This is a genomic window from Paenibacillus sp. P4_E11, assembly GCF_056401635.1.
The window spans coordinates 19,650-32,409 of the sequence record NZ_JBFUIX010000051.1 but is presented as its reverse complement, the minus strand read 5'-3'; the positions used below and the strand labels follow the sequence as shown (position 1 = coordinate 32,409).

Annotated in this window: 12 protein-coding genes; 10 read left to right on the top strand and 2 right to left on the bottom strand. The window is 53.0% G+C overall.

Translation table 11 applies throughout. The features are described from left to right. Positions 1 to 152: 152 nt before the first annotated feature. Positions 153 to 965 (bottom strand): AraC family transcriptional regulator, encoded by an 813-nt coding sequence (locus AC1DWB_RS19260; protein WP_477542712.1) that lies wholly within the window; start codon positions 963 to 965, stop codon positions 153 to 155. A gap of 143 nt (positions 966 to 1,108) precedes the next feature. Between AC1DWB_RS19260 and AC1DWB_RS19255 the strand changes: the two genes are divergently transcribed. The 9 genes from AC1DWB_RS19255 to ftsX all read left to right on the top strand — a co-directional run bounded on the left by AC1DWB_RS19255 (position 1,109) and on the right by ftsX (position 10,326). After that, positions 1,109 to 2,167 carry an amidohydrolase family protein gene (locus tag AC1DWB_RS19255; RefSeq protein WP_477542711.1) on the top strand — a complete coding sequence of 353 codons (1,059 nt, stop codon included), beginning with the start codon at positions 1,109 to 1,111 and terminating at the stop codon, positions 2,165 to 2,167. Between the two features lie 15 nt (positions 2,168 to 2,182). Next, a complete protein-coding gene (locus AC1DWB_RS19250) occupies positions 2,183 to 2,533 on the top strand; it encodes a Rieske (2Fe-2S) protein (protein WP_477542710.1) in 351 nt (116 codons plus the stop codon). Positions 2,534 to 2,606: 73 nt separating this feature from the next. Next, positions 2,607 to 3,524 carry an ABC transporter permease gene (locus AC1DWB_RS19245; protein WP_477542709.1) on the top strand — a complete coding sequence of 306 codons (918 nt, stop codon included), beginning with the start codon at positions 2,607 to 2,609 and terminating at the stop codon, positions 3,522 to 3,524. Positions 3,525 to 3,540: 16 nt separating this feature from the next. Further along, a complete protein-coding gene (locus AC1DWB_RS19240; RefSeq protein ID WP_477542708.1) occupies positions 3,541 to 4,431 on the top strand; it encodes a carbohydrate ABC transporter permease in 891 nt (296 codons plus the stop codon). A 54-nt stretch (positions 4,432 to 4,485) separates the two neighbouring features. Beyond that, entirely contained in the window at positions 4,486 to 6,129 is a 1,644-nt protein-coding gene (locus AC1DWB_RS19235; RefSeq protein ID WP_477542707.1) for an extracellular solute-binding protein, read from the top strand. Positions 6,130 to 6,256: 127 nt separating this feature from the next. Further along, entirely contained in the window at positions 6,257 to 7,519 is a 1,263-nt protein-coding gene (locus AC1DWB_RS19230) for a M20 family metallopeptidase (protein WP_477542706.1), read from the top strand. Between the two features lie 72 nt (positions 7,520 to 7,591). Next, entirely contained in the window at positions 7,592 to 8,671 is a 1,080-nt protein-coding gene (locus AC1DWB_RS19225; protein WP_477542705.1) for a coiled-coil domain-containing protein, read from the top strand. 61 nt (positions 8,672 to 8,732) lie between these two features. After that, positions 8,733 to 9,419, top strand: a complete 687-nt coding sequence (gene ftsE / locus AC1DWB_RS19220) for a cell division ATP-binding protein FtsE (RefSeq protein WP_477542704.1) — start codon at positions 8,733 to 8,735, stop codon at positions 9,417 to 9,419. After that, positions 9,409 to 10,326 carry a permease-like cell division protein FtsX gene (ftsX, locus tag AC1DWB_RS19215; protein ID WP_477542703.1) on the top strand — a complete coding sequence of 306 codons (918 nt, stop codon included), beginning with the start codon at positions 9,409 to 9,411 and terminating at the stop codon, positions 10,324 to 10,326. Before ftsE ends, ftsX begins: the two co-directional genes overlap by 11 nt. 63 nt (positions 10,327 to 10,389) lie before the next feature. Here the strand turns inward: ftsX and AC1DWB_RS19210 are convergent, their stop codons facing one another. Then, positions 10,390 to 11,625 carry an SGNH/GDSL hydrolase family protein gene (locus AC1DWB_RS19210; protein WP_477542702.1) on the bottom strand — a complete coding sequence of 412 codons (1,236 nt, stop codon included), beginning with the start codon at positions 11,623 to 11,625 and terminating at the stop codon, positions 10,390 to 10,392. Positions 11,626 to 11,805: 180 nt separating this feature from the next. Between AC1DWB_RS19210 and AC1DWB_RS19205 the strand changes: the two genes are divergently transcribed. Next, positions 11,806 to 12,741, top strand: a complete 936-nt coding sequence (locus AC1DWB_RS19205) for a DUF2232 domain-containing protein (protein ID WP_477542701.1) — start codon at positions 11,806 to 11,808, stop codon at positions 12,739 to 12,741. The last annotated feature ends 19 nt before the right edge of the window (positions 12,742 to 12,760 follow it).

The following is a 12,760-nucleotide window of genomic DNA, read 5'->3' as shown; positions in this document are numbered from 1 at the left end:
CTTGGCTTTGAGCCTGACAAGGATACGTGTCGCGGTGCACCCTATCGGGTGTTTTTTTTCTAACCTTTTTTCGGGGAGGAGGCATGAAGCGACATGACAACAGCGGTCAATGCCCATCGCCATATCCTCCCCGGTCAGGGTTTTCCCCACTGCTAGTGTTCCTGCCGGTCACTCGGCAAATGCGGGAAGAAGGCGGGCGGGCCGCCTTTCTGCACGGCAGAGGGCGCCACACCGGTAAACTTCTTGAAGATGCGGTGAAAGTAAGACTGCTCGCAATAGCCCAGATGGTCGGACACTTCGGCCACCGTCAGCCGATTGTTACGCAGCATCTCGTAGCCGATCGAGATTTTCACTTGATGAATATAGTCGATCGGCGTCTGCTTCAGCACTTGCCGGAAAATCTTCGTAATGTGATTAGGCGACCGCTGCACATGATCGGCCAGATCGGTCAACCGCAGCGGCTTGCAATGATTATGCAGGATGTATGTCTGCAGTTGATTCAACAACTCCTGCTTTTGTACCGTCACTTCGTTCCTCCGGATGCTCTTGAGCGTCAAGCCGAGCAACTCCAGCAATACCCCCTCGCAGATCAGATCATGTCCGTCCCCGCGATCGAACCATTCCAACAGCAGCATGGAAAATCGTTGCTTGAAATAGTCGGAATTACGGATTTGCCCATACAGATAGGCGTTCTCAAGCAATGGCCGTAAGACCGGATGGCCAGACCCGCGGAAGTGCGCGGAATATTTCTGATGCGGTCCTTCCGGGTCGTTATCGCAAGCACGGAACGTCCCCTCCGAGATGAACAGCACATCCCCTTTGCACAGCACAACCTTTTCTCCGTTCAACGAGTACGTCACTTTCCCGCTAACCATGTAGATCATGATGTTGTGAGGGACGGGATTATCCGGAATACGCCAGTTCTCAATGCGATCGTCGAAAATAACAGATTTAATTCCCAGCATGAAAGCGGCACCTTCTCTGAATTATTTTTGGATGAAGGATTGAATCGTTCAAATAAAAGTGGTTAAGTTCATGGTACTACACAACGGGATATATTACAATCGCATTACAGAACACTTCTGACAATAGACCGAGGAGACCCGCGATGATACCCAAATCAAAAGTGATCGATTGCGACGTGCATAACGCATTAAAGAGCCATTTGGACCTTGTTCCATACTTGGAGGAGCCCTGGAAAAGCAGGGTGGCAGAATCCGGCTTAGGTCTGATGTTCTCCGGCTACCACTCGCCGATCGGAGTCGGACGAAAGGACGCGATCCCGCCCGGAGGCGGACAAGTAGGTTCCGATCCTGATTTTGTTATTGAGCAATTGATTGATATGTATAAGATGGATCATGTCATCTTGACCGGCAATCTGTTCAGCATATCGGTCGGGCACGAGCCGGACTTTGCGGCTGCCGTGTGCAGCGCCTACAATGATTTACTCATCGACACGTGGCTCAGCAAAGATTCGCGCTTCAAAGGATCGATCCTGGTAGCGGCCCAGGACCCTTTCCTGGCGGCCAGAGAGATTGACCGACTGGGGTCGCATCCCGGCATGGTACAGGTCATCATGAGCAGCGCCACAAGGATGCCGCTCGGGCAACGCTACTTTCACCCGATCTACGAAGCGGCTGAGCGCAATGGCTTACCGGTTGCGGTCCATCCAGGAGCAGAAGGGGCGGGTCAGGCGAATCCGCCGACGGCGGCAGGGTATCCCACATGGTACATTGAATGGCATACGTGCTTGTCGCAGAACTTCATGGCCCAGCTCACGAGCCTCGTATGTGAAGGTGTCTTCGAGAAATTCCCGGGGCTGAAATTCGTGTTCATCGAAGGAGGGGTCGCTTGGTTGCCGCACCTCATGTGGAGGTTGGACAAGAACTACATGGCGCTGCGAGCGCAGGTCCCGTGGCTCAAGCGGATGCCAAGCGAGTACATCCGCGAGCATTGCTTCTTCACGACACAGCCGATCGAAGAACCGGCCAATCCGAAGCACCTGAAGAGCATCTTCGAGATGATCGACGCCGAGAATATGCTGCTCTACTCGAGCGACTATCCGCATTGGGATTTTGATTCGCCGCACCACATCTTGAGCTGGCTGCCACCGGAAGCGAGACACCGGATCTTTTACGAGAATGCCAAGCAATTATACAAGCTATAGGAAAGGAACAAGACGATGACCGTACATTATGTGACCGAACCGGACCAAATCCCCGAAGGTCATCATCGCGTATTTGAAATTGCAGGCCGTTCGATTGGTATTTACAATGTTAAGGGCGAATTTTATGCGGTGCTCAATTATTGCCCGCACCAGGGAGCGGAAATCTGCAAGGGGCCCGTATGCGGCACGACCCTGGAATCGAGGGTGTATGAGTACAAGTTCGGGCGGAAGGGAGAGATTATCCGGTGCCCCTGGCATGGCTGGGAATTCGACTTGAAGACGGGAAAATCGCTCGTGAAGGAAAAGGTCCGATTGCGAAGCTACAAAGTAGTCGTGGAGGACGACAAGCTGGGGGTCGAAATGTAATCGTTCGGCTCGAAACGAATGTAAGCGTTTTATTCTGTCTGACCATTTTGACAATAAAGGAGGGGGTACCCAGGTGCAAGTCATCCTATCATCGTTTAGGAGGCAGCTAAGAAGGAATTGGGATTTGTATTTGCTCATTCTCCCTGTCTTGGCGTACGTCGCGATCTTTCATTACACCCCAATGTACGGCGTACAGATTGCGTTCAAGAACTACATCGCCACCAAAGGGATTTGGGGCAGTCCATGGATCGGGCTCGATCATTTTCAACGCTTCTTCAAAAGCTATTACTTCTGGGACTTGATCTGGAATACGCTCGGGCTCAGCCTGTATCAGCTGCTTATGGGCTTCCCGCTTCCGATTCTGCTGGCGCTTATGATGAACGAAGTCGGGGGGAAACGGTTCAAGAAGACGGTGCAGACGATTACGTATGCCCCACATTTCATTTCGACGGTCGTCTTGGTAGGGATGGTGGTCATGTTCCTGTCGCCGCAGACCGGAATCGTGAATCGGGTGATCGAACTGTTCGGCGGAGAACCAATCTATTTCATGGGGGACGCTTCGAAATTCAAGACGATCTACGTGTTGTCCGGCGTATGGCAGCATATGGGCTGGGGGTCGATCATCTACATGGCGGCCTTGGCCAACGTAGACCCTCAGCTTCACGAAGCCGCGGTGATGGAGGGAGCGACCCGCATGCAGCGGATCCGGCATATTAACATTCCCGCACTCATCCCGACCGCGATCATCTTATTCATCCTCGACTTCGGCTCTGTCATGAACGTCGGGTTCGAGAAAGTATTCCTGATGCAGAACGACTTGAACCGGGTCGGCTCGGACGTCATCTCCACCTTCGTGTACCGGAGCGGGATTCTGGGGGCGGAATACGGGTTCTCCACAGCGGTGGGGCTGTTCAACTCAGTCATTAACTTCACGATGCTCATCGTAGTGAACGCGATTGCCCGCAAAACAAGCGAGACCAGTCTATGGTAAGGAGGTGTTTCCGTACATGGATTCCATAGCCAAATCGACAAACGACAAAATATTCATCGCCGTCAACACATTCATCCTGATCCTGCTTACGGTCATTGTCATCTATCCGCTCCTCTTCATCTTGAGCTCATCCTTCAGCAATCCGCTCGAGGTCATCAAGGGCAATGTGTGGCTGTTTCCGAAGCAGGTGACGCTGGATGCATATCGCATGGTATTTCGCGACTCGAGCATTATGATCGGGTACCGCAATACAATTCTGTATACGCTAGTCGGCACCCTTATCAATTTAACTATGACCATCTGCGCCGCGTATCCGTTATCCAGACGGGATTTTGCAGGGAGGCATTGGATTACCGGCATTCTGGTGTTCACCATGTTCTTCAGCGGGGGGCTCATTCCCACCTATCTCGTCGTCAAGTCGCTGGGAATGGTGAACACCTTCTGGGCCATGGTCATCCCGAGCGCCGTCTCGATCTACAACATTATCATCATGCGCACGTTTCTGCAGACTTCGATTCCGGGCGAGCTGCAAGAAGCGGCCTTCGTAGACGGGTGCTCGAATATCGGTGTGCTGATCCGCATCATCCTGCCGCTGTCCAAACCGATCCTAGCAGTCATGGTGCTGTTCTACGGTGTCGCTCATTGGAATGCGTTCTTCAACGCCTTGATCTACTTGTCCGATCGGGCCAAGTTCCCGCTGCAGTTGGTGCTTCGCGAGATCTTGATCCAGAACCAGATGTCGGAGCAGATCATGGAGGATGTTGACACGCTGGCGTCCAAACAGATGTTAGCAGAAGGCATCAAGTACGCGATCATTATCGTGGCGAGCGTCCCAGCGCTGATCGTGTATCCGTTTCTGCAAAAGTATTTTGTCAAAGGTTTTATGATCGGCGCTATCAAGGGGTAGGTGCAGCATGACGAAGGATTTACAGCTTGCTCATATAAAAGGGAGGTATGTTAGATGAGAAATCGGAAGAGATTAGCAGGTGCCGTCTTATCCTCGGTCATGGCCGTTACGGTGATCGCCGGGTGCAGCGGTTCAGGCTCAGAGGATGGGGCCAAGAAAACAACAGACGGGAAGAAGGGAACCGGGCCGGATTACTTGAATGCCGCCCCCGGAATGCCGATTGTGAATAAGCCGGTGACGCTCAAGATGTTCGCCATGGCCGGCCCGTACAACAAAGGTGAGTTCAAGGATGTGGAGATGTGGAAGGTGTACGAGCAAATGACCGGCGTTCATATCGAATGGGACGTCGTCCAGCAGGCGAATGTAACGGAGAAGAAGAACTTGCTGCTCAACGCAGGGACGCTGCCGGATGCTTTATTCAAGATTGGGATGTCGGGGTCCGAGCTCATCAAGTACGGCGGTCAAGGGATGTTCATTCCGCTCAACGATCTAATCGACAAATACGCGCCTAATTTCAAAAAAATTCTGGACGAGAACCCCGATGTGAAGAAAGGCGTGACGATGCCGGATGGCAAAATCTATTCCTTGCCCTACTTGGTGTCTGCGACACCTTCCCGCCTGTCCAGCAAAATATTCGTCAACCAGAAATGGCTGAACAACTTGAATCTGAAAGAACCGACGACCATCGACGAGCTCTACACCGTATTGAAAGCGTTCAAGGAAAGAGATCCGAACAAGAACGGCAAAACCGATGAAATTCCGCTCTCCTCCGGCCAGTTGCTTACGCCCGTGATCGAAGCGTTGAAGGGAGCCTACGGGCTTGGTACGCGCGGCGGTCATCATCCGATGGTCGACATCGATCCGGTCACGAACAAGCTGCGATTCATTCAGACCGACGACCGGTACAAGGAACTGCTGCAGTTCCTGAACAAGCTGTACACGGAGAAGCTGATGGATCAGGAGATTTTCACCATGACACTGCCGAATCTGGCGGCGAAGGGTGCCCAGGATCTGATCGGGGTGAACTTCGCGACGAACAACGCGTATGTAGGCAAGGAGCATGAGAACGACTTTGCCGGCTTATCCGCAGCCCTCAAGGGGCCGAAAGGCGATCAGCTGTACGCGAGCTTGAATACGATTCTGTCGGCGGTCGGGACGTTCACGATCACGAAGGAGAACAAGAACCCGGAAGCGACGATGCGGTGGGTCGATTACTTCTATGGGGAAGAGGGTCAGAAGCTGTACTTCATGGGGATTGAAGGGAAGACGTACACGACCGGCTCGGATGGCAAGGTCAAATACACGGACGAGGTCGCGAACAACCCGAACGGCCAGAACAAGGAAGAAGTGCTTGGCAAATACGTCGTATGGGGCGGAGGCGCCAACCCTTCAGTAGCCGGGGACAAATATTTCGGCGACCACGCGATTGGGGAAATTACGAAGAAGGCCGGGTTGAATCTGCTTCCGTTCACCCCTAAGAAGCTTTGGGCGGCATTCGTATTCGCGAACGAGGACAGCGAGCGGATTCGCATTCTGGAGAACGACCTGAACACCTACATGAAAGACATGCAGGCGAAATTCATCTCCGGTAAAGTCGGGTTCGACAAGTGGGACGAGTACGTGAGCACGATCAAGAAGATGGGGCTGGACGAATATTTGAAGATCTATGAGAAAACATACCAGGCCTACGAGAAATAAAGCCTGTCCGCGTTGCTTCTCTTCTATGTACAATAGGAGAGAAGTATTTTTTTTTTGGCAGGGACAGGTCGTGGGAACGTTGCAGGTGCAGGCGAGAGGCAAAAATGATTAGAATTGGGGGCAAGTTATGATGCCAGTGGGGGACGAGCAGGGTCAGAAGCAGGATCAGCACGAGGATCGGGATCAGGAACAGGATCAGGAACAGGATCAGAGGCAAAATCAGGTACAGATTCAGAACGAGGAATTGATCGCGCTGGTGCAGGCGTTGATCAGCCGGAACAGCGAGAATCCGACGACAACCGAAGAGGAAGTCGCCGTCTTCGTCCTAGACACGCTCACCCGCCATGGGATTGCGGCGGAGTTCAGCTGGGCCGCTCCCGGCCGTCCGAACATAGTGGCCCGGCTGGCAGGCTCGCGGCCGGGATTGGGGCGCAAGCTCATCCTGAACGGCCATCTGGACGTTGTACCCGCCGGAGCGGGTTGGAGCCGCGATCCGCTGGGCGGGGCCGTGGAAGACGGCAAGCTGTATGGCCGCGGTTCCTGTGACATGAAAGCGGGCGTGGCCGCCATGATGTACGCCGCGATCACGCTGAAGCGGGCGGGCCTTCCATTCAGCGGCGAACTGATCCTCTTCTTCAACGTGGATGAGGAGCGGGAGAATGCCGGGATGAAGAAATTCCTGTCGGAAGATTGGACCGCAGACTATGCGGTCATCGGCGAGCCGACCGAGCTACAGCTGTGCGTCGGCCATCGCGGCGTCGCCCGGTATCGGCTGCGGACGCGCGGTACGCCGGGGCACACCGCCTTCACCGAGCAGCCGGACAACGCGATCCATACGATGGCCCCCTACATCGTCGGCTTGGCCAAGCTGAGCGAGGAAGTGAAGAGCCGCTCGCATCCGATCGTTGGCCGTTCCTCGCTCGCCGTCACCCAGATTCGCGGCGGCGACGCCCCGAGCATGGTACCCGGCTGGTGCGAGGTCGAGATCGACCGGCGCTTGCTGCCGGGGGAGACGAGGGAGCAGGTGCGGGCGGAGATCGAGCGTTGTCTGCGGGAAGCTAAGCCGAATGGCGACGGAGTGACATATGAGCTCGACAACTATTTGTTCGTCCCCGCGAGCCACATCGATCCCGAGCATTCGCTGGTCCAAGCCGCGACACGGGCTGGCTCGCGCGTCCGGACCGCAGCGGGAAGGATCGGCGCGCCCCGCGTCGAAGCGTTCGCGGCCACGTGCGAAGCACCGTTCTTCCTGCTCGACAAGGGTATTCCAACGCTTATATGCGGTCCCGGCAGCTTGGCGCAAGCCCATACCATCGATGAGTATGTGGAAGTGGCACAAGTTGTGGAGGCGGTTCAGCTGTACATCGCCTTTGTAGAGGAATTGCTGTAAGCAGCAATTTCTTATCGTCACCCTCCCCCGATTCATGGTATATTTTAATCTAGGAAAGGACGTGGGAGTTTGATGCGCACCATGCTGCGACGATTCGCCCTTCTCTGCTTTGCCTTGTCGCTAGCGATTGCTGCTGGTGGCCAGTCTCTTGCGGCCGACGAATTGGAACAAACCCGTAGTCTCCTGCAACAGGGGTTAACGATCCATGAGCTCGACCGGGAGATCGCCGGTCTATCGGTCAAGGAAGTGCAAACCACGATGCAGATCGTGGAGAATCAGGAACGGCTGAAGGAGAAGAACGAGCAAGTCCGACAGACGCGCGATCGCGCCAAGCATGTCCTTAGGGCGTATTACAACGGCGGACGTAAGCCTGTGTGGGCGATGTTGTTGTCTGTGAACAGCTGGAAGGACGCTCTATATGTGCTGGAGCAAACACAGATCGTCGCCAAGAATGACAAGCGAGCACTAGACCGATATACAGCGGCATATAAAGAAATGAAGACAGCCACGGAGCAGCTTGAAGTGACAAGGACGCAGCTTCGAGACCTCAAGGCTCATTTCGTCGCACAAAAGACGCAGCTAGAAGAGCTGCAGGCCGAGCTGGATCGCAAGCTGGCCGCCCTCCCGGTGGAAAGCAACGTAGTGGGTCAGATCCAAGATCTGAATCAGCAGTGGCAGACGAAGGGGCTCCCGCAAGTTCGTGTGTATTTCTCCGCTCTGGCCGAAACGATGAAGAAACTGACGGAGCTGATTGATCAGAAGCCGGAAAGCCTGGTGTTCAAAGGCCGAGGCTATTCGTTTCAGCTCAAGGATACGGATTTCAACGAATTCATCCATGCGAAGAGCAAGGATCTGGAGACGTTGTCCTTCACGTTCGAGGAAGGGAAGATCACCGTCGTTGGGAAACAGGGTGATACGGAAATGAAGATTATTGGCCGCTATGAACTGAATGAGAAGACGAAGAACTCCATCGACTTTCTAATTGACGAACTGATGTACAATGGACTTCAACTGCCGCCAGGCACGGTGAGCGAGTTGAAGGAAACGAACGATTTGAGCTTTTATCCGAGCAAAATCGAGGAATACTTGCAGGCGACAAGCGCCAAAACGACGGTCGGGAAGCTGACGATTGAATTGAAACTCAACTTTTAGGCCCGTGCGGAGTTTTCGTGATGGGCTTTTTTTGATTATGAGAATGGGGATGTGAATCATTTTGATAGAGATGCAGGATGTTTGGAAGACTTACGCAGATGGGACAACAGCATTACACGGCATCAATGTCAAAGTCGATTCCAACGAATTCGTGTACGTGGTCGGTCCATCCGGCGCAGGGAAATCTACGTTCATGAAATTAATATATCGGGAAGAGCGCCCATCCAAGGGGCAGATCTTCGTCAACGGCTTTAACCTGGGCAGACTGAAGGCGCGTAAAATTCCGTACGTTCGTCGCAATATTGGCGTCGTCTTCCAGGATTTCAAGCTGTTGCCGAAGTTGACGGTGTATGAGAATATTGCGTTCGCGATGGAAGTGGTCGAAGCATCGAAGAAGCTAATCAAGAAGCGGACGATGGAAGTGCTGGAGCTCGTGCGGTTGGGGGAGAAGGCTGGAGCATACCCGAACCAGCTATCCGGCGGGCAGCAGCAACGGGTCGTTATTGCCCGGGCAATTGTCAACAATCCATCGGTCATTATCGCGGATGAGCCTACAGGTAATCTTGACCCCGAGAACTCGTGGGAGATCATGAAGCTGCTCGAAGAGATTAACTTCCGGGGAGCGACGATCGTCATGGCCACGCATAACAAGGAGATCGTCAACACGATGCGCAAGCGCGTCCTCGCCATTGAAAGCGGCCAGATCGTACGGGACGAGGCCAGAGGGGAGTACGGCTATGAAGATTGAGACGCTGGGACGACATTGTCGCGAAGGCGGGAAGAGTGTCCTACGCAACGGGTGGATGTCCTTCGCGTCTGTGAGCGCCATCTCCATCTCGCTGTTCGTCCTTGGCCTATTCTTGATGATGACGTTGAACGTTAACTCCTTGACGCAGCAGATTGAAAGCCAGGTGGAAATTCGCGTCTATATGGATTACGATGCGCCAGCGCAACAGGTGAAGGCGGTGCAGGAGCAAATATCCGGTCTATCGGATGTCAGTAAAGTCACGTTCGTCTCGAAGGAAGAAGGGCTGACGATTCTGCGTGAGAAGCTGGGAGAAGACAGCAAAGAGCTGCTCGAAGGTTTCCAGGGGGAGGAGAATCCACTTAACGATGCGTTCACCGTGGAAGTACGCGACCCTTATCTGGTTGACCAAGTGGCACAGCAGATTGAGGCGCTCAATGCTGGCAAGACCCCACCGCCAATCTACAAAGTCAGTTACGGTAAAGATACCGTCGAGACGCTATTCCAAATTACCGATTTCGTAAGAACCGCGGGTCTGGTGTTCGTGCTGCTGCTGGGGTTCACGGCCATGTTCCTCATCTCGAATACGATCAAGATGACGATTGTGGCTCGTCGCAGGGAAATTGGCATCATGAGGCTCGTCGGGGCAACCAACGGGTTCATCCGATGGCCGTTCTTCATCGAAGGGGCGCTGCTCGGGTTTATTGGATCGCTCGTACCTGCCGTGCTTCTGTTAATCGGGTATTGGCAATTTTACGATTACAGTAAAGTGGAGCTTGGCCTGATGCTGATCAAGCTCGTTCCACCGAACGAATTCCTCGTCTCCGTCGCAGGATTGCTGCTTGGCATCGGTGTACTGCTCGGCGTTGCGGGGACGCTTCTGTCGATGAGGAAATTCATGAAAGTATGATGGCTGCAAATAAAAGGCCGCATCGCGATCATCAGGATCGCATGCGGCCTTCGTGCTGTGCAATTATAGGTTGATATAGGCGGTATGGCTGCCACCCACGTATTGGACGTCAAGGCCTAGGCCTTCGACCATCAGACGGAGCGGGATGTAAGTCTTAGTCTCTCCTGCAGTTTGATAAAAGAGCGGAACATCTTGGATCGTTTTCGTCGTGCCGTTGACTTTCATGACCTTGGAACCAATTGTGAGCTCTATTTGGTTGCTGCCATACTTGATCACGGCTGTATTGGTCTCGCCTACCCAGTCGACCTTAGCACCCAACGCTACCTCTGCATATTCGCGTAGCGGCACGAACGTGGAATTGTCGATCAGGGTCGGCAGGAACGGCGTATCCAGCACACGGCCGCCCACGACGACAGTAATCAAGTCTTTTACTTTCACAGCAGTCTTCACGTCGCCCCAGATCGTCTTAGCGAACACTTGGGCGATCTCAGCATATCCTTCTTGCGTAGGAAGCACGTCAAGAATGCTGATGTGGGTGAAGAGGCCCTCACTGCCTACGAACGCTTCTGCGACGGGAGCGATCTGAACTGTGAATTTCTTGTCGGTGAACGATTGGACTACAGCTTTCAGTGCAGCGGACATGTTCTCCTTAATCGGCTTCAGCTTCTGGGAGATAGCGGTTAGCACCGCAGGAATCGGTGAATACTGGTCGGCAATAATGATTTTCGCCTGAGGGTTTAAGGTAGTAATGGTTGTTAAGGCAGCCTTCAGGTTCTCGCTATATTGTTTAATCCGCTCATCAGCGAATGCCTTTAGTTGCTCATCGTTCATCTCCTTATACTTCTGGATGATGTCCGTTCCAATATCGTAGATCCCGATCGTAAGGGTGATATAAGTAGCAGCTTGTAAATCTTTCTTCATCTGATCGATCGGAAGCGGGCTATCCTTACGCGGATCGTCCAAGTCACTCTGAAGGTCGGTGCCCTTCACGACTTTACCTGCGGCAATGGCTTGCATAAGCTTGTTCAGTCCGGTGCTGTTCAGTCCGTTGATGCCGTGATTGGCTACGGTAGCACGTCCACGGAACAAGGCTTGCTCATACAGACGGTCAACATACCCGTAAGGAGTAGCAGCAGCGTTCATATCGGGTTCTGAGCCCACGGTAATGGAATCGCCGAACGCTACGAATGAAGTCACTTTAGCGGTTTCAGCTAGTGCGTTCATAGGGATGCTCATCAGCAGCAAAGTGGTAAGCAGCAGCGTGGATATCGAGGTCATTATCTTTTTCTTCCCAATCACATGAATTCCCTCCATCTTTAGGATGTAATAACCTTGATATATTCTACATTTACTATGAAAAACCCTTCTTTTTGAAGCGGCCGAATGAACTTCTGGTGAACGCTAACTGGAATACGAATCGGGCAAGCGTTTGTCATTTGTGATATAATGAACAGTAATTTGGGTAAGAGGTGACATTTGTTGAAAAAGCAGCCGTTGCTTTGGAGCCTCATCTACATGGTGCTGCTCTTGCTTTCGTTTACACCGCTCGTCTTGGTGACGATCCATTTGATGATGATTCCGATTGTAGTGTTATTCGTGCGGCTGGACTGGAAACGGTTCGTACTGCATAACGTCGTCGTCCTGCTTGCCGTCTATGTGATTTCATTCGTGTTCGGCGTGGCGGCTCTAGGGACCGTGGCCGTAATCTTATTCCTGTTCTTCCTGGCGCCTAGCGTCGTAATCGGGAAGATGTATAAGCGGAAAGCATCTGCACGCAGTGTGCTGACAGCCGGTTCGGTAGCGATGCTGGCGCAATTGCTACTGCTGCTCTTGATTATGACCGTATCAGGCTTCCATGTGATCGATGAGATGAGAGACTACATGAGAACGAGCCTGGAGACCCTTCCTGCAGAGCTGCAGAGTATGGTGCCAACCGAATTACTGGATCAGATCTTGCAAGTGATGACGCAACTGTTACCGTTGTACTTGATCGGATTTTCCTTGTATTACTCGATCGTGACACACTGGCTCGCGCGCAAAGCATTGATCCGCAGTGGAGAGGCGATTCCTGGGCTGAAACCCGCTAAGGATTGGATGCTCCCCCGGTCGATGATCTGGTACTACCTGATCGCACTGATTTTAAGTTATGTGTACACGAGCCCGGACAATTCCATGATTTTTATGATCCTGCTGAATATAATGCCGCTCATGCTGTTTGCTTTCACCATTCAAGCATTCGGATTCCTGTTCTTTATCGCACACGAGCGCGGCTGGTCAAAGGCTTTGCCGAGAACATTGACCGTAGTGGGTGTAATCGTACTCGTCTTGATCCCTTTTCTAATGCAAATGGTCAGTCTGCTTGGTCTGTTCGACGTAGCCTTTCCGATCCGGGAACGGTTCAAGAAAAAAGCATAACTAGAGTTAGGGAGCAACA

Excerpts from the sequence above, each read along its gene's own strand:
- AC1DWB_RS19260 (WP_477542712.1), bottom strand. The coding sequence starts at position 965 with ATGCTGGGAATTAAATCTGTTATTTTCGACGATCGCATTGAGAACTGG.
- AC1DWB_RS19255 (WP_477542711.1), top strand. The coding sequence starts at position 1,109 with ATGATACCCAAATCAAAAGTGATCGATTGCGACGTGCATAACGCATTA.
- AC1DWB_RS19250 (WP_477542710.1), top strand. The coding sequence starts at position 2,183 with ATGACCGTACATTATGTGACCGAACCGGACCAAATCCCCGAAGGTCAT.
- AC1DWB_RS19240 (WP_477542708.1), top strand. The coding sequence starts at position 3,541 with ATGGATTCCATAGCCAAATCGACAAACGACAAAATATTCATCGCCGTC.
- AC1DWB_RS19235 (WP_477542707.1), top strand. The coding sequence starts at position 4,486 with ATGAGAAATCGGAAGAGATTAGCAGGTGCCGTCTTATCCTCGGTCATG.
- AC1DWB_RS19230 (WP_477542706.1), top strand. The coding sequence starts at position 6,257 with ATGATGCCAGTGGGGGACGAGCAGGGTCAGAAGCAGGATCAGCACGAG.
- AC1DWB_RS19225 (WP_477542705.1), top strand. The coding sequence starts at position 7,592 with ATGCGCACCATGCTGCGACGATTCGCCCTTCTCTGCTTTGCCTTGTCG.
- ftsX (WP_477542703.1), top strand. The coding sequence starts at position 9,409 with ATGAAGATTGAGACGCTGGGACGACATTGTCGCGAAGGCGGGAAGAGT.